The 21,187-nt window shown below is 35.5% G+C and carries 20 protein-coding genes; 4 read left to right on the forward strand and 16 right to left on the reverse strand.

Annotated elements, in window-relative coordinates; translation table 11 throughout:
• Positions 1-5: 5 nt before the first annotated feature.
• Both AC57AW_RS14900 and gyrA read right to left on the reverse strand, forming a co-directional pair.
• Positions 6-1,043: a tetratricopeptide repeat protein gene (locus AC57AW_RS14900; protein WP_496352523.1), complete on the reverse strand. Its 1,038-nt coding sequence runs from the start codon at positions 1,041-1,043 to the stop codon at positions 6-8.
• Between the two features lie 30 nt (positions 1,044-1,073).
• Positions 1,074-3,659, reverse strand: coding sequence for a DNA gyrase subunit A (gene gyrA / locus AC57AW_RS14905; RefSeq protein ID WP_496352524.1), 2,586 nt, complete (start codon positions 3,657-3,659; stop codon positions 1,074-1,076).
• A 149-nt stretch (positions 3,660-3,808) separates the two neighbouring features.
• Here gyrA and AC57AW_RS14910 point away from each other — a divergent pair, with 149 nt between their 5' ends.
• Complete coding sequence (locus AC57AW_RS14910; protein ID WP_318845616.1) at positions 3,809-4,123, forward strand: DUF4286 family protein; 315 nt, start codon at positions 3,809-3,811, stop codon at positions 4,121-4,123.
• A 36-nt stretch (positions 4,124-4,159) separates the two neighbouring features.
• Here AC57AW_RS14910 and AC57AW_RS14915 read toward each other — a convergent pair whose 3' ends face one another.
• The 4 genes from AC57AW_RS14915 to AC57AW_RS14930 all read right to left on the reverse strand — a co-directional run bounded on the left by AC57AW_RS14915 (position 4,160) and on the right by AC57AW_RS14930 (position 5,850).
• Entirely contained in the window at positions 4,160-4,381 is a 222-nt protein-coding gene (locus AC57AW_RS14915; protein ID WP_318845615.1) for a hypothetical protein, read from the reverse strand.
• Positions 4,382-4,497: 116 nt separating this feature from the next.
• Positions 4,498-4,677, reverse strand: coding sequence for a quinol oxidase subunit 4 (locus AC57AW_RS14920; RefSeq protein WP_496352525.1), 180 nt, complete (start codon positions 4,675-4,677; stop codon positions 4,498-4,500).
• Positions 4,678-4,840: 163 nt separating this feature from the next.
• A complete protein-coding gene (locus AC57AW_RS14925) occupies positions 4,841-5,332 on the reverse strand; it encodes a GNAT family N-acetyltransferase (RefSeq protein ID WP_318845613.1) in 492 nt (163 codons plus the stop codon).
• A gap of 5 nt (positions 5,333-5,337) precedes the next feature.
• Positions 5,338-5,850, reverse strand: coding sequence for a DUF421 domain-containing protein (locus AC57AW_RS14930; protein WP_496352526.1), 513 nt, complete (start codon positions 5,848-5,850; stop codon positions 5,338-5,340).
• A 191-nt stretch (positions 5,851-6,041) separates the two neighbouring features.
• Here AC57AW_RS14930 and AC57AW_RS14935 point away from each other — a divergent pair, with 191 nt between their 5' ends.
• Positions 6,042-6,590 carry a nuclear transport factor 2 family protein gene (locus AC57AW_RS14935; RefSeq protein WP_496352527.1) on the forward strand — a complete coding sequence of 183 codons (549 nt, stop codon included), beginning with the start codon at positions 6,042-6,044 and terminating at the stop codon, positions 6,588-6,590.
• A 30-nt stretch (positions 6,591-6,620) separates the two neighbouring features.
• Here the strand turns inward: AC57AW_RS14935 and AC57AW_RS14940 are convergent, their stop codons facing one another.
• From AC57AW_RS14940 to AC57AW_RS14965, 6 genes are all read right to left on the reverse strand, one after another.
• Positions 6,621-6,755, reverse strand: a complete 135-nt coding sequence (locus AC57AW_RS14940; RefSeq protein WP_431609833.1) for a bacteriocin-like protein — start codon at positions 6,753-6,755, stop codon at positions 6,621-6,623.
• Positions 6,756-6,869: 114 nt separating this feature from the next.
• A complete protein-coding gene (locus AC57AW_RS14945) occupies positions 6,870-7,274 on the reverse strand; it encodes a hypothetical protein (RefSeq protein ID WP_413958412.1) in 405 nt (134 codons plus the stop codon).
• A 317-nt stretch (positions 7,275-7,591) separates the two neighbouring features.
• On the reverse strand, positions 7,592-10,423 hold the full coding sequence (uvrA, locus tag AC57AW_RS14950; protein WP_496352528.1) for an excinuclease ABC subunit UvrA: 2,832 nt from the start codon (positions 10,421-10,423) through the stop codon (positions 7,592-7,594).
• Between the two features lie 306 nt (positions 10,424-10,729).
• On the reverse strand, positions 10,730-12,613 hold the full coding sequence (locus AC57AW_RS14955) for a type VI secretion system baseplate subunit TssF (protein WP_318845607.1): 1,884 nt from the start codon (positions 12,611-12,613) through the stop codon (positions 10,730-10,732).
• A gap of 24 nt (positions 12,614-12,637) precedes the next feature.
• Positions 12,638-13,078 carry a GPW/gp25 family protein gene (locus AC57AW_RS14960; RefSeq protein ID WP_047374475.1) on the reverse strand — a complete coding sequence of 147 codons (441 nt, stop codon included), beginning with the start codon at positions 13,076-13,078 and terminating at the stop codon, positions 12,638-12,640.
• 160 nt (positions 13,079-13,238) lie between these two features.
• Positions 13,239-14,651, reverse strand: coding sequence for an APC family permease (locus AC57AW_RS14965; RefSeq protein WP_496352529.1), 1,413 nt, complete (start codon positions 14,649-14,651; stop codon positions 13,239-13,241).
• Between the two features lie 142 nt (positions 14,652-14,793).
• Here AC57AW_RS14965 and AC57AW_RS14970 point away from each other — a divergent pair, with 142 nt between their 5' ends.
• Positions 14,794-15,291 carry a DUF4920 domain-containing protein gene (locus tag AC57AW_RS14970; protein ID WP_496352530.1) on the forward strand — a complete coding sequence of 166 codons (498 nt, stop codon included), beginning with the start codon at positions 14,794-14,796 and terminating at the stop codon, positions 15,289-15,291.
• 174 nt (positions 15,292-15,465) lie between these two features.
• Here the strand turns inward: AC57AW_RS14970 and AC57AW_RS14975 are convergent, their stop codons facing one another.
• Both AC57AW_RS14975 and AC57AW_RS14980 read right to left on the reverse strand, forming a co-directional pair.
• Entirely contained in the window at positions 15,466-15,867 is a 402-nt protein-coding gene (locus AC57AW_RS14975) for a hypothetical protein (protein ID WP_496352531.1), read from the reverse strand.
• A 48-nt stretch (positions 15,868-15,915) separates the two neighbouring features.
• Complete coding sequence (locus AC57AW_RS14980; RefSeq protein ID WP_496352532.1) at positions 15,916-17,025, reverse strand: M14 family zinc carboxypeptidase; 1,110 nt, start codon at positions 17,023-17,025, stop codon at positions 15,916-15,918.
• Positions 17,026-17,995: 970 nt separating this feature from the next.
• On the opposite strand from AC57AW_RS14980, the gene AC57AW_RS14985 reads away from it, so the two are divergent.
• Positions 17,996-18,532 carry a helix-turn-helix transcriptional regulator gene (locus tag AC57AW_RS14985; RefSeq protein ID WP_496352533.1) on the forward strand — a complete coding sequence of 179 codons (537 nt, stop codon included), beginning with the start codon at positions 17,996-17,998 and terminating at the stop codon, positions 18,530-18,532.
• Between the two features lie 489 nt (positions 18,533-19,021).
• On the opposite strand, the gene AC57AW_RS14990 is transcribed toward AC57AW_RS14985, so the two are convergent.
• Positions 19,022-20,188, reverse strand: coding sequence for a proline dehydrogenase family protein (locus tag AC57AW_RS14990; RefSeq protein ID WP_496352534.1), 1,167 nt, complete (start codon positions 20,186-20,188; stop codon positions 19,022-19,024).
• A 63-nt stretch (positions 20,189-20,251) separates the two neighbouring features.
• The gene (locus tag AC57AW_RS14995) at positions 20,252-21,181 is read right to left on the reverse strand and encodes a UbiA family prenyltransferase (protein WP_496352535.1); all 930 of its coding nucleotides are present in this window, start codon (positions 21,179-21,181) and stop codon (positions 20,252-20,254) included.
• Between the last annotated feature and the right edge of the window lie 6 nt (positions 21,182-21,187).

Raw genomic sequence — 21,187 nt, forward strand, 5'->3', positions numbered from 1 at the left:
AATGATTACTTTGTAGCTGTAGCACTAAGCTCAGCTTCTTTAGCTTTCATTTCTTTAACTTTATCCATGTTTTTAGTTACCATGTAAATTTCTTTTAATGTAGTAACTGCATCAAGACTCTTTGGGCTTACTTTATACCATCCTTCTGCAAACGGCAATGCTTTTCCAAATCTTTCTCTTCTTGCATCGATCAGCTTAGAAGCTTCATCCGGTTTGTCTTTTCTCAATGCATTAATCTGTCCTACTACTGTAGCATCATCACCAATAGTTGTATACACTAAGTTTTGATATGCGTCAGAGAAATCAGGCTTAAGTTCAATTGCTTTTTTAAACGCTTCTAAAGCATCATTAACAGTAGCAGGATTTTTAGCCTGCATTACCCCTAGATTATACCAGTTTGTTGCATCATTAGGGTTCTTAGCTAATTGTTCTTTCAATCCAGAAACAAATTTATCTGTGTTTCCTGACTGAAGATATGCTGTAGTCTGAGCTTCTTTAAGTTTAGCATTGTTTGGGAATTTAACCAATCCTTTTTCGATAACGACAAGAGCCTCAGGCGCTTTTTTTGCATTAAGAAGTAAAGAGGACAATGTTTCATATAAATCTGATTCTACACTTTTTGTCTGCTCTGTTTTGAAATCACTATAGTCAGTGTTCTTCTTCATAAGCTCCCAAGTCGCTTTATCAAGATTCACTACCTGTCCTGATTTCTTTTCTTTTGCTGTATAAGTGGTTTCTACTCCTGTAAATCCAGAATTAACAAGGTCTGTATATATTTTGATAGACTGGTCACTGTTATTTGCTAACGCGTGGCTAAGTCCTGCATAATACATATATATTTTGTTGTCCTGACCATTAGACTTCAATAAGTCATAAACTTCTATAAACTTAGGTGCTGCAGCTGCATAATTTTTTGCATTATATGCATCCATAGCAACTTTATTAGCTTCCTGAAGCTGGGCATTCAAAGCAGCAGCATCTTTTTTCTGCCCAAAAGCAAAAGCTGACGCTACGATAGCCATTCCTAAAATTAGTTTCTTCATAATAACTATTTTATATTTATATTGTATAATTTATTCTTCAGAATCAGAATTCTCACTTCCCTCTGCTGTATTTTCATTTTCAGCCTGAGGTATTGTATTGTCTTCCTGGTTATCAGATACAACGTCTGTTCCTTCTTCAGTTTCTTCAGAATCTTCTTCTACATCTTTGTCCATTGCTACTTTTGCAATAGCTGCAATTTCGTCATTTTTCTTAAGATTGATCAGTTTTACTCCCTGAGTATTTCTACCCATTACTCTCATTTCGTCCATTCCCATTCTGATCGCAACACCAGATTTATTGATAATCATCAATCCATCTTCGTCTGTTACGTTTTGAATAGCAATCAGATTTCCTGTTTTTTCGGTAATGTTCAGGGTGATAACTCCTTTTCCTCCTCTGTTGGTAATTCTGTAGTCTTCTACTGCAGTTCTCTTTCCATATCCTTTTTCAGATACTACAAGTACTGTTTCGTTCTCTACATCGTTCACAACAATCATACCAATAGCTTCGTCACTGTCTTCAAGCAAGATTCCTCTTACCCCGATAGATCCTCTACCTACTTCTCTTACTTTTTCTTCAGGGAAACGGATACATTTACCATTTTTAGTAGCAATCATAATCTGAGAAGTTCCGTTGGTAAGGTAAGCTCCTAATAACTGGTCATTATCTCTGATTTCAATTGCATTTACCCCGTTTACTCTTGGTCTTGAATACGCTTCTAATGAAGTTTTTTTGATTGTACCGTTTTTGGTTACCATCACTACACTCATTTGATTTACATATTCTGAATCCTTCAGGTTGTTGGTTCTGATATATGCTTTAATCTTATCATCCGGCTCAATGTTGATAAGGTTTTGTACCGCTCTTCCTTTTGCTGTTCTGGAGCCTTCCGGAATTTCAAATACTCTTAACCAGTAACACCTTCCTTTTTCTGTAAAGAATAACATATATTGGTGGTTGGTTGCAGAAACGATATATTCCAGGAAGTCAGAATCCCTTGTTGTCGCTGCTTTATTTCCTACACCACCTCTACTTTGAATTTTATATTCTGAAAGTGAAGTTCTCTTAACATATCCTGCGTGAGAAATAGTAAGAACTACAGCTTCGTTCGGGATAATATCTTCAATAGACATTTCTCCTCCTGAATAATCAATTTCAGTTCTTCTTTCGTCTCCGTATTTTTCTTTGATTTCGATCAATTCTTCTTTAATGATCTGGAATCTTCTTGGCTCATTAGCTAAGATATCTTCCAAATTTTCAATTTCTTTCATGATCGCATCGTATTCATCACGGATCTTATCAAGTTCCATTCCTGTCAAACGAGCCAATCTCAGATCAAGAATTGCCTGAGCCTGAATGTCCGAAAGTTCAAATGCCTCAATCAAGCCTTCTTTTGCAGCCTGAGGGTTTGCACTGTGACGGATAATAGAAATCGCTCTATCTAAAGCATCCTGAGTTCCGATCACTTTCATGAACCCTTCAAGGATATGCGCTCTTTCTTTTGCTTTTTTAAGCTCATACTGAGTTCTTCTTACGATAACCTCGTGTCTGTGCTCTACAAAATGATGAATGATATCTTTAAGGTTCAGCTGCTCCGGTCTTCCGTGTACCAATGCAATATTGTTTACACTGAAAGAAGTCTGAAGTGCTGTATATTTATATAATAGGTTAAGAACAACATTCGGAATAGCATCGTTTTTCAATTCGTATACAACGCGAAGTCCATTTCTGTCCGACTCATCTCTGATCTCATGGATACCAGGGATTTTTTCGTCTTTAACAAGTTCTGCTGTTCTTGCGATCATTTCCGCTTTGTTAACCTGATAAGGGATTTCAGTAACGATAATAGCGTTTCTGTTTCCGATTTCGTCAAAGTTAACTTTAGCTCTTAAAACAACTCTACCTCTTCCTGTATGGAATGCATCTCTTACCCCATCATATCCATAGATGATACCACCTGTAGGGAAATCCGGAGCAATAATATGCTGCATCAATTCATCGATCGTAATTTCTTTATTATCGATATAAGCGCAGATTGCATCTATAGATTCTGACAAGTTGTGTGGCGCCATATTGGTTGCCATCCCTACTGCAATACCTGAAGTTCCATTTACCAAAAGGTTCGGAACTTTAGTAGGCATTACTGTTGGTTCCTGTAAACTGTCGTCAAAGTTATTCTGGAAATCTACTGTTTCTTTGTCTAGGTCTGAAAGAATCTCATCAGAGATTTTTTTCAATCTTGCTTCAGTATAACGCATTGCTGCAGGTGGGTCACCATCCATTGATCCGAAGTTACCCTGCCCGTCTACCTGAGGATAACGTAAGCTCCAGTTCTGTGCCATCCTTACCATTGCATCATATACAGAGGAATCTCCGTGCGGGTGATATTTACCCAAAACATCCCCAACAATTCTCGCAGATTTTAAATATTTTCTATTAGAAAACACCCCTAGTCCATACATACCATAAAGTACTCTTCTATGAACAGGTTTCAAGCCGTCTCTTACATCCGGTAACGCTCTTGAAACGATAACGGACATCGAATAATCGATATAAGACGACTTCATTTCATCAACAATGTTGATAGGAATCAGTCTTTCTCCTTCTTTTTGCATAAACAAATTTTATTATAATGATAGTCAGACCTTTAGCTGTAAGTCTGAAAATTATTTATTTCCGATTTTTATTAACGGGCTAATTTACGAAAAAAATGCCGATTTTTGCTGTAGAATTTATCCAAAAAATCTTAAAAATTCATAAAAATATGAGCGTATTAAGTATAACTTTCCACTGTACGAAAGATAACCTAGAAGAATGGGAAAATTATATTGATGAAACACTGGTTTTAATGACAGAAAACCTGATGGATGTAGACAAATATATCCTTTCTGAGGTACACAGTGATTTTATTGAAGATGGTAAGAATTACAATCTTTTATTAATATTTGATAATGATGGACTGAGGGAAGATTTCATTAAAAGTGAACTTTTAAACATTTCTGAAATAATTGAGAAAAAATTCGGACAGGAAGTGATGATCTTCAATACTTTCCTAAATCCAAAGAAAACGAGATTATAAAAAATAAAGCACTGAAATATTCAGTGCTTTTCTTTTTTATCTGTGATGTCCATGACCACGGCCTCTGTGATGGTGGCCACGATCTTCATAAATATATACTTTCTGAACATGGCCAGGGGCATAATATCTTGCACTTCCTCCATAATACCTTTTTGCATGACCTGGCGGCATTCTTCTTCCATAAGGCTCACTCACCACACATGAGGACAGCATTAGCAGAACGATGCCTACCCCAGCAATTTTAAACAAACTTTTCATTATTTTCACTTTTTCAATTCCGATAGCGAAATATATCAATGTTAATGCCAAAAGAAATTGAAATAAAGCTAATATACGTTAAAACCTGCTTCTAGTTTTTCATTTTACACGATCTGTTAATAGCCGCTTCTTTTTTTCACTTGCCCAGGAGCATAATCTTTTGCACTTCCTCCATACACTTTTTTAGCCTGCCCGGGAGGAAGGGTTTTACCGTGGCTTCCATTGTCATGAACTACACATGATGACAACATAAATACCACAATAAGTACTCCTGTAATTTTAAACAAATTTTTCATTATTTCTATTTTTTCAGTTTACTATTACAATGGTAGTGCCAAAAAATAAAAATTCAAAGTTCAAGGTTTAAGCTTTTATTGTCAATGGTCAATTTTGCTTCGCAAGTCAATAGTGAATTTTGTTATGGAGATTAGTTTGTTTATCAAACAAATTTATAATTCTTTAAATGATTTCGCTTCTTTTTTCCATCATGATAAGATCTTTCCATTCGCCGTTGAGCTTTCCGATTTTTTTACGGACTCCTACCACTCTGAACCCGTTTTTCTGATGAGACTTGATGGCCATTTCATTTTCGGAGAAGATATTGGTCTGTAATGTCCAGAATCCGTGATCCTCGCTGTCCAGAATTATCTTTTTAAGCAGTACGGAACCCAATCCCTTTCCCTGGTATTCGTTATCAAAATAAATGCTTACTTCTGCAACTCCTTTAAAAGATTCTCTTTTGCTTACCGGCTTTAAAGCGCACCATCCTATCACTTCATTATTTTCATTTTCCAATACCCAGCGGCAATCATTGAAATATTCCATACTCCAGGCTTCGGCTGTGGGAACTTCTGTTTCCAAAGTGGCGATTCCACCGTCTACTCCCTGCCTGAAGATTTCCAGTACTCTGGCTTCGTCATTGGGAAGCATTTCTCTTAATTCGTAATTCATCGTATTTAATAGTATTTTCTTTTCATTTTTCTTTTAATCCTTGAATAATGGGTCTGTTTGCTTTTTTCATCTTCAGAAACAACACTGATGTTGCCGTCAACTTCCAAAACAGACAGTTTTACATTATTTATTTTTTCAATTCCATGTTCTCTTATTGCTTCCTCCAATTCACTTTCACTAATTTTTACACGGTTCAGTGCTGCCTGGTCTGCTACTCCGTCTCTTATGAGAACTACCGGTTCATCTTCCATAAATGTTTGAAAAGAGCGGCTGGAAAACATCAGTCTTTTTAAAATAAAATTAGCCACAAACAAAACCAATGCCGCAATAATACCTCCCTGGAGAGAAGTATCCGGTCCTACCATTGCATTCTGCACAGCATTTGAAATCAGCAGCAACAAAACGACATCTCCTGCATTGAGCTGAGAAAGCTGGTTTTTACCAAATAAACGGATTGCAATTACCATGAAAAGGTAAACGCAGAGGGAACGGACAGCAACGTTAAGAATAGGATCCACAATTTTTTTATCTACTCAAATGTATTGATTTTTTGTTATTGTATGAATGTTGCCGAAATAAATATATTGACAGTTGCTGCTTAGCAGTTGAGATTTTACCGTTCTTCAGTACAAAAGGTAATTAACAGGAATATCCATTATATTTCTATTGGTATAAGATTTGACAGCTTTCATACTATTATAATTCAAAGATGAAAAAACAACTATTTTTATACTTGGGCATCCTTCTGTTTTTTGCTGCCTGTAAACAAAATGAAACTCAACCTACATTATCTTCTGATAAAGCCATCCATGAAAAAGTGAATGAGCTTTACACACAATATGGTAAATCTAATGAAGCTGTATATAATCGGCCGATCTCCGGGGATTTATTTTCTAAAGATTTAAAGAAGGTTTTGGAAGAAGCCATACATGCTTCAAAAGCAGATATTGAAAAGGTAAAAAACAGCGATCATCCTGATGAGAAACCCCTGATTTTCGAAGGTGCAATGTTTTCAAGTTTATATGAAGGCTATACCAGTTATACAATCAAGTCCGTTACAACACATGATAAAATAGCAGAAGTGCTGGTAGGGTTTGAATACAATATGGCTACACCCAAAGTGACATGGACAGATACCCTACACCTCATCAATACGGAAAAAGGATGGAGAATAGATAATATTACTTTTGACAAAATTGGAAATTCCAAGGATCTTAAAACAAGATTAACAGAGTTTGTTCAAAGTACACAACAATAAAAAAGCCGCTTTATAAGCGGCTTTAATTTTTTATGGACATTGAACGATTGGAACATCACTGCAAATTACTTTATTTGCCCATTCGCAAAACGTACAGTATTTTTTAGGTTCTCCTCCGTACACTGACTTTAAATCTGACTTCGTCAGTTTCTTTACATTTTTCATATAGTTTTAATTTTATGGTAGAACAAGATTAAAATCTATCTGATTATTCTTTATTACAACTTAATGTGATAAGTTTTCATTATTCACACTTTTATGAATAATACATAATTAATATTATCTGCTGTGAATCTCTACAGTCACAGGCATTACGTAAGTGTAAGCAACCATATTATCAGTCAGTTTATTTCGGTCTACTTTATAATCAAGATCGCTTAATACTGTTTCAATTTCTTTGCTTACGGTTTTACAGTCTCCTGTAGAGTGAACGTTTACAATTTTGCCATTTTTTGCAATATCAAATTTCACTACTGAGTTTACGGTTCCCTGCTTGTAATCAGGATTGGTAAGATCAAAATTGGCTTCCAGTTTATTTCTTATATCTGTAAAAGTCTCGCTCCTATTCAGCTGAATAGGCTCAATGGTATTATGATTGGTAGTTTGGGCTTTGGCAGTGTTCAAAACGGCAGCAAATCCACAAACGAAAAGTGAAGCAAACAATATTTGAATTCTATTTTTCATAACTGATTGGTTTTAAATATTATACTAACCTTTTTTTGTATCTCTTACCCAAAGTTATTAAAAATAATTCATATTAATTTCACATTCAGTTAACATTGAGTTAACATTATGATTTAATTAGTTGATTTTCAGTGTAATAAAATTTAAAAATAATTGAAAATTTAATATTGGAAGGCAATTTTAGGCATAAAAAAGGCTAAACCTGATTAGTTTAGCCTAGATTATATGATTTTTTATTTTAAAAGTTTCTAAACATTGCAGCGGAAATCATTTAGATTCCTTTGGAATGACAAAATACCGCACAACATTTATGCTACTTACTCTAACTCCCTCTTCAAGAACTTCCCAGTCAAACTCTTTTTAGACTTCACAATTTCTTCAGGAGTTCCTTTAGCAATAATCTCTCCTCCATATTTTCCTCCTTCCGGACCAACATCGATAACGTGATCGGCTAATTTAATAACATCCATATTATGTTCGATGATAATGAACGAGTTTCCAAGTTCTACCAATTGATTGATGGCATCCATCAGGATTTTTACATCTTCAAAGTGTAATCCTGTAGTAGGTTCATCAAGGATATAAAGAGTGTTTCCGGTTTGTCTTTTTGCTAATTCGGTTGCTAACTTGATACGCTGTGCTTCACCTCCTGAAAGGGTTGTTGACTGCTGTCCCAGGGTAATATATCCTAATCCTACATCCTGCAGCGTTTTTACTTTGGCAAAAATCTTAGGAATCGGCTGGAAGAAATCTACCGCTTCATCAATGGTCATATCCAGAACATCAGAGATTGATTTTCCTTTGTAACGAACTTCCAAGGTTTCTCTGTTGAAACGTTTTCCATTACATGTTTCGCAATGAACATATACATCCGGAAGGAAATTCATTTCGATCACTTTCAATCCACCACCCTGACAGGTTTCACATCTTCCGCCTTTTACGTTGAAAGAGAATCTTCCCGGTTTATAACCACGAATCTTACTTTCTGGAAGTTCTGCAAAAAGGTTTCTGATATCGGTAAACATTCCTGTATAGGTAGCAGGATTAGAACGTGGTGTTCTTCCGATTGGAGTCTGATCTACGTCTACGATTTTATCAATATTCTCTAATCCTTCAATTTTTTTGTAAGGTAAAGGTTCCTGAACTGCTCTGTAGAAATGCTTGTTAAGAATCGGATATAATGTTCCGTTAATCAAGGAAGATTTTCCGCTTCCTGAAATTCCGGTTACTACTACCAGTTTTCCAAGAGGAACATCAAGGGTTACGTTTTTAAGGTTGTTCCCTGTTGCTCCTTTTAAAACAATATTTTTACCGTTTCCTGCTCTTCTTTCTTCAGGAATTGCAATTTTTCTTTTTCCATTGATATATTGAGCTGTAATGGTATCTGCCTTCAACAAATCTTTTGGTTTTCCCTGCCAAAGGATTTCTCCACCGAATTTTCCGGCTCTTGGACCAATATCCAATACCTCATCGGCTTCCATAATCATGTCTTTGTCATGTTCTACCACCAATACAGAGTTTCCAATGTCTCTGAGGTTTTTCAGGGAATGGATCAGTCTTTCGTTATCTCTCTGGTGAAGTCCGATACTCGGCTCATCAAGAATATATAAGACATTGACCAACTGAGACCCTATCTGTGTTGCCAGACGGATTCTCTGTGATTCTCCTCCAGAAAGGGTTTTTGAACTTCTGCTCAAGCTTAAATAATCCAACCCGACATCCAACAAAAACTGAAGTCTGGTTTCAATCTCCTTTAAGATCTCGTGAGCAATGATTTTATTTTTTTCTGAAAACTTATCTTTAACGTCAGCTAACCAGTCTTTTAAATCTGCTAAGCTTAATCCATTGACCTCAGCAATATTTTTCCCGTCAATTTTAAAGCTTAAACTTGAAGGCTGAAGACGTGTTCCATGGCATTCCGGACATATTTCTTCTGTTGTGAAGTGTCTTTCCAGCAAAATTGCTTCATAAGATTCTCTTTCATCAATGATTTCCTCCATGAAAGCAATCAGACCGTCAAAACCAATCTTAATTTTCTTGGTAATTCCTGCGTATTTAAGATCTTTATTAAATTCTTTATGACATCCGTTGTAGATATAATCCAGTGCTTCTTCAGGAATATCCTGCAAAGATGTTGTTAATCCCAGTCCGAAGATCTCAAGAATATTTTTGATCTGTGAAAGAATCCATTTGTTAGATTTTATATCTTCCAACGGCAATAATCCTCCCTGATTGATGGATAGTTTTGGATTATCAATAAAGTAGTCGGTATTGATCTTTTTGATCATTCCCAATCCTTTACAGTTCGGGCAGCTTCCTTTTGGCGAGTTGAATGAGAAAGTATTCGGTTCCGGCAGCGCCAGAGAGTGTCCTGTTTCCGCATCCATCAGGTTTTTGGAAAAGTATTCAATGTCTTTACCTCCCAGTTTCTGAATTCCGATAATTCCTTCTCCCATTTCCATTGCAGTACGCAATGATTTCTCCATTCTGCCTTCTGAAGCATTTTCCCCGATAATCCAACGGTCGATAACAATATCGATATCATGGGTTTTATAACGGTCAAGTTTTAAATCATATTCAATATCCTGCAATTCGCCATCAATTCTTGCCTGTCCGTAGCCTTTTTTGGCCATCTGTACAAAGAGTTCATGATAATGCCCTTTTCTGGAACGCACGACTGGTGCCAAAAGCATGATTTTCTCTTTTTTATAGTTTTCTTTGATGGTTTCAAGGATCTGATCTTCTGTATAGCTCACCAATTTTTGTCCGGTAGACAAAGAGTATGCATCCGAAACTCTTGCATACAAAAGACGAAGAAAATCGTATAGCTCTGTAACAGTTCCTACGGTAGAACGGGGATTTTTGTTGGTTGTTTTCTGCTCGATCGCAATAACCGGTGAAAGTCCTTCAATTTTATCGACATCAGGACGCTCCAATCCGCCTAGAAACTGACGTGCATAGGCTGAGAATGTTTCGATATAACGACGCTGGCCTTCCGCAAATATAGTATCAAAAGCCAATGAGGATTTCCCGCTTCCGGAAAGGCCTGTAATAACGACCAATTCGTTGCGTGGAATTTTAACATTAATATTTTTAAGGTTGTGTTCACGTGCTCCGTAAACTTCTATATATTCTGTTGATTTGCTCATAATTCGGAGTGATCTTGCCTGAAAATCACGACGTGCAAAAATACGAAATTTTATAGACTTTTTCTGAATATTAGATCGATAAAAGTTTCATAAAAAATTCTTAGGCTTTGTTAATGGATTGGATCTTATAGTATTGAATTTTACTCAATGATTTCATATATTCTGGATAGTATGTTTTTGCTAAAGCCAATCGAAATCTTATTTAATAAAAAACGGACTAAAGCCCGTTTATATTGATATCATTCAAAAAATGCCGTATCAACAACGGCATTTATATTTTAAACTTATTTTAATTTCTTTAAAGGTTTACATGTCCTGAAAATCGACATCTTCATTGTTTATTCTTACCACATATTCAATTCCGTCAATGGCTTTAGCAATGATCTGATTTCTGATAATATTGGCCATGTTTTCCCAATAGGCTCTTCCATAGAAAGAATAATTCTGCGGAATGATTTCTACCTCAACAGTTCTTACAAAACCTTCTTTAGGTTTGTTGCTGATCATGGTTCCTCTTCTTACCCTTACTTCCCTTACCTCATCTTTCAGAATCATGCGGCAATAGTTTTTCACGTCTTCCAAAGAAATGATTTTATCTCTTGTGGTAAGTGCATATTTATAAGCCTGAATACTGTCTGTCCCTTTCTGTTCTTCGGCACCACCCAATGTTTCGGTAAGCAATACAACCGTCTGCGACTTCAACTGATTGGAAAGTTCAGTTCCCGGTCTCATGTGATTAGCTAAAGTACAATGGGTAACCCAGAAAGAAGCGTAGGTATGATCGGTTTTTTCTACGGGTTCCATGATGACGTAATTCAGTTCCTGTCTGATATTCCTTTTGGCATTGTTTACTTTCTGCACCATGGTTTTCATTTTATCGGACATTTCGCTGAGGACACCTTTTACGTTATCTCTGTTCAAAAGAGAAAATGCTGCAATTTCGTCTCTTGTTAATTCAAGAACATTGGCAATCATATCCACTGCATTTCTGCTTGTGAAACGTTCCATTCCTCCTTTCCTTACGGTGTACAAGCCTTTTTTAAGGTCGTCAGCCGGTGTAAAAGGAATTTCTGTGTACTTTCTTCCGTCGCCGTCCTGTACTTCGTCTACATAAAGGAAGTGTTCTCCTTCATCTGTTACCAGAGGAATATTATTTCCCATGATATCAAGGCTGTATTCTGTTTTTTTCCAGCCTCTGTTGTAGATTGGGAAAGCATTCAATACAAACGAGAAGTTATCAAGGATTTCCGCTGAAAACTGTGGTGGGAATTCAAAAGTAAGCCATAAGAAACTTTTATTATCCAGGAACTTTGTAACTTCTTCTTTTCCTGATAAGAAATCAAGATTCTGAGGAAGTTGTCCGGGTTCTGAGAACAGACTTTGGGAAATTCCCGTTACTTCAATGAATTTATGGCGGTAGATGCTTTTTATATCATTAATTACCTTATTTCTGATAGACTGCTCTTTGAACATCTGTTCGTAGCCGTCAGTATGACTTTCTGTAAGATAACTTAATCCTTCTCTTACAAATAAAGGATTTCCATTGCTTGATACCGAAATGTAAGGCAATAGCTTATAGACAAAATCAAGATGTTCAAAAGCCGGATTGGAGCAGAATATGCTCAGATATTTAGGAAAGTTCTCACTTATATATTTGCTGACATCTACTCCTATTGTTATTTTTCTGTAATCTTCAGGTTTTCCCTGAAATCTTGCAATAGGAATTTTATTAAATCGGTCATCTATGCTGTAGCAGGTATTTCCTACAAACATGATGGAAGTGTGAACTTTATTGATTCTTACATTTCCTACCGGAGTAAAAGGGATATTCAGCTGCTTATCTGATTCTGACTTTACTGTAGAGGTCATTTGCTTACGGAAGAAAAACTCCGTATGCTCTAATAAAACTTCCGAAGAATCATAAGGCTGTGTAAAAGCTACGGAATGAGCCGGAATAGGATGGGTATAGATGGACGGTGTAAGAAGTTTTGCCAGTTTTTCCAATATACGGGCATTCACCGTCTGTATTTCATTATTCGCTTTAAAAACTTCTGTACTGAACGCGTCTATCAACAGTTTTACAAAAGGATCTAAAGACTGCGGGCTTCTAAGTCCCCATACTTTAGTTGCATTCTGAAGCATTCTTGCTTTAACAGATTCTTTGGAATAAATATTCTGATCTAAATTCATAATTTTCTTTCGCTGTTAAAAATATTAATCAATAGACATCGGGCTTAGAAACAATTCTGTTGAAAAACTGAAACGTTCTCCTGTTTCTTCCATTTTTGCATTGATGGCAATTCTTACTTTCTTTTTAATTTCGGTGTGTTCTTTAGTATCGTAGCTGTGCTCTACAAATTGTATATGAGCATCTATCTGCGGGCTTACAATTCTTGGTTCATATTCCTGAATTTGTCTCCTTAGGCTTTTGACAAAAACGTTTTCCCAGATGGCACTTGTTACTCCGTTATCGAATTCAAGGTTCCAAACATCGTTTCCATAGTTTTCATCATATCTGTTCTCCCCTTTTTTGGTGGTGATCAGCAGCATAATATTGTGAGCAATACTTTCTCCCATATCGCAGGTATCGATACTTCCGCCTTCGGTCATTAAAGTAGACGGTACGAAAGGCATTCTGTAATTTGGTGTATCCATAACTTATAGTTTTTACTTCATGGTTCCGCTTATTTAAAAACGGAATACCAAAATACACATTTTCATCAAATAATTGTTACAATACCTTAAAATATTATTCAAAAAGAAGGGCCTTCAAATTGAATTGAAAGCCCTGAATCTGTTATATCTTTTATTTTATTTAAGCGTCCGCCTTTTTTCGGTTGATAAAATAATACACCGGAAGTCCCAGCAATACCAATACAAAGCCCGGCCATGTATATTGCTGTTTGTAAACTAACAGTAAAATACAGAAACATGTTCCTATGATAAGGTAAATAACAGGTGTTACCGGATAAAGCCAAGTCTTATAAGGTCTTTCCAGTTCCGGCTGCTTCATTCTTAAATAAATAACTCCAAAAACTGTAATCATATAAAACAGAACGATCACGAAAGAGATCATATCCAATAAATTCCCATATTGCCCACTCAAACATAGGATTGAAGCCCATACTCCCTGCATCCATAAAGCATTCTCAGGAACTTCATTTTTATTGTTTTTGACTGCTGACTTAAAAAACATTCCGTCTTTTGCCATGGTCTGGAAAACTCTCGCTCCTGCCAGAATCAATCCGTTATTACATCCAAATGTAGAGACCATCACCAATAAGGCGATGATAATGGTTCCTGCGCTTCCAAAAATATTCTGAGATGCTGCTACCGCTACCCTGTCATTGGCTGCAAAAGCAATCCCATCTCTGTCTAAGGCATTTAAGTATACGTAGTTTACTGCTATATAGAGAATCATTACCGCAGAAGTCCCGTAAATCATCGATTTTACTACATTTTTTTTAGGATTTTCAATTTCACCGGAAACAAATGTTACACTTTCCCAGGCAACAGAACTGAAAACAGAACCTACCATTGCCGCAGCTATTCCACCCAGCAAAGTCATTCCTCCAATCGGTTCCCAGCCTTCTTTAAGGAAATTACCACTCAGATCTTTTTTAAGGTTGCTAAAAGAATCTGTTCCCCAGCTGAAGTTTTCTGATAAATGAGAAATATCTACCAAGATAAACCCGGCAGCTATTAAGCCTAATAATGCAATGATTTTGGAACCTGTAAAGATGTTCTGAAGGATTTTACCACTCTCTACCCCTCTGGTATTGATATAAGTAAGCAAAACAATAACGGCAATCGCCAGAATCTGTATCCAGGTGATTTTAAATTCACCACTTTGAAAAATTGGGGCAGCATCATTAAGTGAAGGAATAAGATAGGCTGTAAATTTACCAAAAGCCATTGCCACTGCAGCAATTGTTCCGGTTTGTATTACGGTGAACAATCCCCAGCCATAAAGGAATCCCATCCTTTTGCCGAAAATCTCTTTCAGATAGGTATATTGTCCACCGGCTTTCGGAAACAGGGCAGAAAGCTCTCCATAGCTTATGGCTGCTGCTACGGTCATCACTCCTGTAATAACCCATACTACAATCAGCCAAAACCCAGATCCCAGGTTTCGCGTCATATCAGCACTTACAATAAAGATCCCGCTTCCGATCATAGACCCCATCACAAGCATGATGGCGTCCCATAGTTTCAGTTTTTTTTGCATAGTCAAGTATAGGCGTCAAATATAATCAAATCTGTCTTTGATTTTGAATTTTATTGAAAAATCCTTAAAACAGCTGCTTTTTATCATTTTTAAATCGGTTATGATTCAATATTAATTAGTATTTTTGAGAAAAATATTAAACATGAAATTTAAAGCGATATTATTTGCAGCAGCTTTAACAGCTTCTTCATTAGCATTTGCTCAATCTGGCCCACCGGAAGGAAAAGCTTTGTTAGGTGATACTTACGGAGACCAGGTAACTTCTTCTGCAGAATCCAAGGCTATCACAGTAGATAAACTGAATAAGCAGCTTAAAAAAGATAACAAAAAGGTTGAAAATGTAGCTATTAAAGGAAAAGTGACTGATGTTTGCGACAAAAAAGGATGCTGGCTTACCATTCAGACGGAGGACAATTCTAAATTTTTTGTAAAAATGAAAGACTATGCTTTCTTTGTGCCTACAGCTTTAAAAGGTAAAAATGTAGTATTGGAAGGGAATGCAGAAAGAAAAGTAACTTCTGTGAACGAGCAGAAACACTATGCAGAAGATGCTAAGAAGCCACAAGCTGAAATTGATGCTATTACACAGCCTAAAGAAGAAATCAGGTTTGTAGCTAATGGAATTAAAGTAGTTAACTAAACTTTATATTCTGAAATTAGATTTTGGCTAAAGCCAGATGAATATTTATTTTAATGTAAATGGACTAAGACCCATTCCTGTTGAAGATTATTATAATTTCAGAAAAGATAGAAAACCATATAAAAAAACGTTCTCAAAATATTTTGAGAACGTTTTTTATGAGATCTGATAATTCTATTTACTTATTTTCTTTTCCTTTTCAAGCATTACCGGATAAATCGGCAGGAAATCATATGAAGGATAAAACTCTGTTTTGAATCCACCCCATGCTCCGCTTTCAAATACCTGATTCACTTCTCTGGTATATTCAGGTTTAAATCTTAAAGTAATAATCTGCCCTATTCCCATCACCACATTCCATGATACAATACGCGAGTGGCTTTTGTTGAGCTTCTGATAAAATTTTTGTTTCATTACTCTGGCCTGAATAGAATCTACAGGATTTTCCTGCAAATGGCGAAGGACTACCGTCACCATTACACTGTCATTGGCTTTATAAGGAATCGTTGACTGATTTTGTGCCAGTAAAGGCAGCCCCATACTCATCAGAATACATATCAAAAAAATTTTCATCATATTATTAATCCTTTTTTGATTTAATAACGGAGATCTGTGTCTAATGTTTTAGTCTTCAATTTTAAAATCCACTACAGAATCCAGTTTCGGATATTTAGTCGCAGAAATAAATTTCTTCCCGGTGCAGTCAATTTCCAGCCAGCCTTTTCTTTTCTTTACGTCTCCAGCCTCCATTACAAAAGGAATGAAAGAGATTTCATCCTTCCCTTCTTCTTTGACCTCTCTGTACTGAACTGCTATATCCAAAATACATTCATGATCTGTATTTAGTCTTACGTTTCTGTAAACAATATCATAATGCGTTTCTTGATTTTCAGGTATGTCAAGGTAAGTTTCCCAACCCGTAATATCAGAGTTCAATTCGCTGATTGCCTTCAGTGCATAATAAAGGGCAATTGTATAATATTTTCTGGTTCCTTTTCTGGTGTAGTCATCTACAAAGTGTCCGCCTTCAAATAAGATAGTTGGCATTCCGGCTTTGATAAAATTATCTCCTGTGGAAGTAGGATAAAATTCGTCAGAATATCTTCCGATCTGATTCGGGATCATTTCCTTTAAATGGTTGTATATACTTCCGATCACCGCCATACATTTTTTCCTGTTCTCAGTAACGGTACGTTCTACATTTTCGGAAGGTGCCAAAAAGGAAAGTGTAGCAGGATGAATACCGTCAGTAGTAAAGATGGTTCTCTGCTCATGAAGGTTTAATGCATAGTCATATTTCTTTGAAGCGGCTGCCTTTTTCAGAAACTTAATTTCTTTACTGGCTTCATTATGAAAATCTCTGTTCAAATCAATATTGGCAGCATTCAGTCTCGTCCATCTTTCAGAACCGTCCGGATTCAGCATGAATATAAAATCAAGTTGAATTTTACTGAACAAATCCTCTTTCATTTCCGGTGCTTTATCAAGACTTACTAAAAGGTCCAGCATGGCATGAGTAGCGTTGGATTCATTTCCGTGCATTTGTGACCAGGCCAATACCTGAATTTTTCCGGTTCCTATAGTTAACCGATAAATAGGCCTATCTAAATAGGATGTTCCGATCTCCTGAATATAATCGCTGAGATTGGTCTGTAGATAAGAAAATAATTTTTCAGGGGAAATATAGCGATTAGAGAAATCGGGGGTCTGAGAATAGATCTGTTCAAAATTCATCTTGAGAAATAATTTACAAGAATCAAATTTAACCATTTTTAGGCAAAAACTTAAATTAACATTTGTAAATATTGGCAAAATACGGGAATTTACATTTGACACACTGTTTAATTACTATTTACAAAGTTTAAATACTTATACTTTTCAACTGGCAAAACAGATTAACACTTGTAACATTATTAAACAGGTTGTAATGACAAATTGTCTGTTGGTAAAATTATGGATTGCGAATAATTTAAATACGCATATTTAAAACACTTAAATTCAATTAGTTACAATGTTTATTTAAATTATATTTATAATACTACTTGAAGTGCAAAAAAGGCTATTATTGCCCATTTGAGAGTTATTTTATCAAACATAAAAATTGTGGAAAACTTTGTTGTTTACTCTATTATACAAATGTAAAAGCCATGAAAACTAAAAATCTTCTTCAGAATTTTAGTCAATCTATGTTTTTTAAGATCAATTTTGCAGACAATAAAATAAGTTGTTTAATATGAGTATAACTTTCCTTCAATTGAGAGCTATATCGACTAAAATCAGAGTGTTTACATCAGTAATTTACCAATGTAACAACTATAAAACAGCCATTATACTGCTTAAAATAGATATTTATCTGCATCTTGATTCCTGAAAAGTAATTGGGCAGATTAATTATGTAAACAGTAAATAGAAAGTCATTTAAGGAACAAAATAGCCCCTGAAAACACTCTGATTTACATTTCTAAACTAGTATAAAAGGTAAATAATGAAACAAAATTGTAATCTGAGAGTATGTATAAGAACCTTATAGAAGATTATCAACATTACTACATACAATTGTAATTTATCTATAATCTATTGACTTAAAATAAATTACTATCTTGTTACAAATGTATACAAATAAATATTCCGATTATTTACATTTGTATTTTGCATTTGTAAATTATATAAGTTACATTTGTAAAATAATTAAAGGCTTATTTTTATGAGTTTAAATGAAAGAATTTCCAAAATTATAGAGTATTCTCAACTTACTCCTTCTGAGTTTGCTGATGAGATTGATGTACAGCGTTCATCCATTTCGCATATTACATCAGGAAGAAACAAACCGTCTCTTGAGTTTATCATAAAAATAAAATCACGTTTCCCTGAACTTCTATGGGACTGGCTGGTTACCGGTGAAGGTGAGATGCTGGAATCTCAGCTGCCTGAATCTGAAATTAACGAAGAACATATCGAAGAGGAGAAAATAAAAACGACTCCACTACCCGATCTTTTTACGATGATGAACGATGATGATGAATTTGGAAGTGATGAAACGGAAATGGAAGCTCCAAAATCAAGTCCTGGAGAATCATTTATACCGGCCCAAGATAAAGCTCCGGAAAAAATATCCGAATCTCAGCGATTAGAAAATTCAAGTGATCAAATTTTAGGTCAAATACTTGGTAATCAGACTAATAAAATAAAACGTATCGTTTTGTTCTATGAAAATGGAAAATTTGAAAGTTTTGAGCCTTAAAAAATAAAAAACCTGATCAGTGAAAATGATCAGGTTAAAAAATATTTGAAGAAGAAAACTAAAGCTATTGCTTTATTTTATTTTTGAAATTGAATGGCATCAGGCTGATAGAATTTTTATCATATGATGATTATCTATCCACAATATGTTTTTATATAATTTTGCTGTTTATAAGGGTAATACTATCGTTTGTTGTATCGGAGAGATTCTGTTACAGGGCAGTATCCTAAAGGTAAATGGAAAGATTTTCATGCATTGGTTTTTTATGGCTCTATCAAATATAAATATTTAAAATCAAATCTGCAATAAAAATCATATTATTTTAACATATGATTAATGTAAATAATAATTGCCTAAATTATCATTAATTCTAATTTATAATCTTAAGTCTGCAACCTCAGAAATTAACGAAACTTGCCTATTGAAGTTGATTCCAATAAAAAGGCCCGCAAATCTGCAGGCCTGATAGGTATAATAAGAACGCTATTATTATTTCTTTCTTCTTTCAAGTTCATTTTTGATAAGTCCCAGCTCTCTTCCGGTTTGTCCGGCTACAGAGGTGTTTTCTCTGGCTCTTCTGGTCAAATATGGCACAACGTCCTTTACGGGTCCATATGGAAGGTATTTAGCAACATTATAGCCTTTATCAGACAAATAGAAGGTAATATTATCACTCATACCGTAAAGCTGTCCGAAATAAACGTGTGGATTATCACTTTCCAAAGATTTTGCTTTCATTTTATCCATAATCAGCTCTGAAGAAACCTCGTTATGGGTACCAAAGAAGGCAGAAACTTTATCTAAATGATTCATGACAAAGTCAATTCCTGCATTGTAGTTTTTATCTGAAGCCTCTTTGCTTGGCTGAATGGGGTCTGCATATCCTTTTTCTGCTGCTCTGGCTCTTTCTTTTTCCATGTAAGCACCACGAACAATTTTGTAGCCGATGAAGTAATTTTTCTCTCTTGCTCTCTGAAGATTAGCTTCCATATACTCCAGTCTTCCGGTTCTGTACATCTGGATGGTATTCCAAACGATAGGTTTTTGCTGGTTATATTTCTCCATCATCTCTTCACAAAGGTGGTCTGCTGCATCCTGCATCCAGGTTTCTTCAGCATCTACCATTACTTTTTTATCATTTTCGTGGCAAAGATGGCATACTTCATCAAATCTTTTTACCACTCTTTCCCATTCTTCTTTCTGGCTGGTAGTAAGCTCAGCTCCTTTTCCAACTGCTTCATAAAGATCAATTCTTCCAAAAGCTGTAGGTTTGAATACGATAAAAGGAATCGCCGGATTTCCCACTGAGAATCTAATGATATCTTTAATTTCTTTGCAAACAGCATCAAAAGTGGCTTCATCTTCTTTCCCTTCAATCGAGTAATCAAAAATACTTCCAACTCCTCTCTTAAACAGCTGTTTTACTACTTTCATACTTTCTTCGCGGGTTTCTCCTCCACAAAACTGTGCAAATAAGGTATTTTTTACAATTCCGGTAACGAAAGGAAAGTTGTTGTGTACTGTAAAATTCAGGACAGATGTTCCAAGGCTTGTGAGAGCGGGCTGTTCAATCATTTTAAACATCCAGTAAGCCTTTCTCAATTGTGCATCAGACTTGTCTGCAAATGCAACTTTAGTATCATTAAAAATGGGCATTCCTATTTATTAAATTTATTTTCGCAAAGGTAATAATAACCTCAGTTTATTTAAAGAAATTTTTTATAATTTATGCTCTATCCCGTTTAAAAGCATCGCAATAATTCCTACGAAAACCCAAAACCGTAATATGTTCAATGTAAAGAAGTTACTCCTTCGGGAATCATTGATAAGAAGATAGATACATACTATCATGATAAAAAGTCCCCCTGCAAAATAATAAGCCATGATTCCGGTAACCCCGGTTTTGGTAATAAGTTTCATAGAAACAGCCATGGTAACCATGAGTAAAGAAGTAAGGATAAGCTTTGTATTCCTGCTTTTAAAATAATTAGGAATTGTAGTATATCCGAACGTTTTATCTACACTTTTGGTCAGGGTATCTTTCACAATATCAATGCACAGCAAAATAAGGAAAAGAAAAACAGCCATCAGGAATACCTTTTTTGAAAAGGTTTCGTAATACACCATCATTCCAAAGAACGGATATAAGGTAAGGCTGACGAAGGTAAGGTTGTTTACAATAAGTATTCTGCTCAATTTATGACTGTAAAACCACATAAAGAACTGATAGACTACAAAAAAAACAAAGACATTATGAGAAATCATCCAGGCCACTCCTAAAGAGATAGCACTGAGTGCGAGATAAGCGTATAGAAAATATTTCTGCTTGATGAAACTCTGAACTCTGGTTCTGAAAGGTTTTACAACATGGTCTTTTTCCAGATCATAGAACTGATTGATGATTCCGCCCGCCAGAATGGTTAGAACTGTACAGAAAATAATACCATGTACTTTGAAATCAAAGACAAAATTTCTGAAAGATTCATCCTGATTGAACAGGAAAAAAGTGGAAACATAGAGAGCAAATGTTAACAGAGCTGCTACAAAAAAACGCGCTCCGAGCAGAAAGCCCACGAATTGTGAAAATCTGTATAATAAAGATTTTGATACATAATTTTTAGATTGGAAAGTTTCTTTTTCAGAATTCATTCCAAC

It is taken from the genome of Chryseobacterium sp. BGA-UO-ETr-SB22 (genome assembly GCF_059567885.1).

Excerpts from the sequence above, each read along its gene's own strand:
- AC57AW_RS14995 (WP_496352535.1), bottom strand. The coding sequence starts at position 21,181 with ATGAATTCTGAAAAAGAAACTTTCCAATCTAAAAATTATGTATCAAAA.
- AC57AW_RS14920 (WP_496352525.1), bottom strand. The coding sequence starts at position 4,677 with ATGAAAAATTTGTTTAAAATTACAGGAGTACTTATTGTGGTATTTATG.
- AC57AW_RS14915 (WP_318845615.1), bottom strand. The coding sequence starts at position 4,381 with ATGAAAAGTTTGTTTAAAATTGCTGGGGTAGGCATCGTTCTGCTAATG.
- AC57AW_RS14985 (WP_496352533.1), top strand. The coding sequence starts at position 17,996 with ATGAGTTTAAATGAAAGAATTTCCAAAATTATAGAGTATTCTCAACTT.
- AC57AW_RS14965 (WP_496352529.1), bottom strand. The coding sequence starts at position 14,651 with ATGCAAAAAAAACTGAAACTATGGGACGCCATCATGCTTGTGATGGGG.
- AC57AW_RS14935 (WP_496352527.1), top strand. The coding sequence starts at position 6,042 with ATGAAAAAACAACTATTTTTATACTTGGGCATCCTTCTGTTTTTTGCT.
- AC57AW_RS14940 (WP_431609833.1), bottom strand. The coding sequence starts at position 6,755 with ATGAAAAATGTAAAGAAACTGACGAAGTCAGATTTAAAGTCAGTGTAC.
- AC57AW_RS14900 (WP_496352523.1), bottom strand. The coding sequence starts at position 1,043 with ATGAAGAAACTAATTTTAGGAATGGCTATCGTAGCGTCAGCTTTTGCT.
- AC57AW_RS14975 (WP_496352531.1), bottom strand. The coding sequence starts at position 15,867 with ATGATGAAAATTTTTTTGATATGTATTCTGATGAGTATGGGGCTGCCT.
- AC57AW_RS14990 (WP_496352534.1), bottom strand. The coding sequence starts at position 20,188 with ATGCCCATTTTTAATGATACTAAAGTTGCATTTGCAGACAAGTCTGAT.
- AC57AW_RS14945 (WP_413958412.1), bottom strand. The coding sequence starts at position 7,274 with ATGAAAAATAGAATTCAAATATTGTTTGCTTCACTTTTCGTTTGTGGA.
- AC57AW_RS14970 (WP_496352530.1), top strand. The coding sequence starts at position 14,794 with ATGAAATTTAAAGCGATATTATTTGCAGCAGCTTTAACAGCTTCTTCA.
- AC57AW_RS14980 (WP_496352532.1), bottom strand. The coding sequence starts at position 17,025 with ATGAATTTTGAACAGATCTATTCTCAGACCCCCGATTTCTCTAATCGC.
- uvrA (WP_496352528.1), bottom strand. The coding sequence starts at position 10,423 with ATGAGCAAATCAACAGAATATATAGAAGTTTACGGAGCACGTGAACAC.
- AC57AW_RS14960 (WP_047374475.1), bottom strand. The coding sequence starts at position 13,078 with ATGGATACACCAAATTACAGAATGCCTTTCGTACCGTCTACTTTAATG.
- AC57AW_RS14925 (WP_318845613.1), bottom strand. The coding sequence starts at position 5,332 with ATGAATTACGAATTAAGAGAAATGCTTCCCAATGACGAAGCCAGAGTA.
- gyrA (WP_496352524.1), bottom strand. The coding sequence starts at position 3,659 with ATGCAAAAAGAAGGAGAAAGACTGATTCCTATCAACATTGTTGATGAA.
- AC57AW_RS14955 (WP_318845607.1), bottom strand. The coding sequence starts at position 12,613 with ATGAATTTAGATCAGAATATTTATTCCAAAGAATCTGTTAAAGCAAGA.
- AC57AW_RS14910 (WP_318845616.1), top strand. The coding sequence starts at position 3,809 with ATGAGCGTATTAAGTATAACTTTCCACTGTACGAAAGATAACCTAGAA.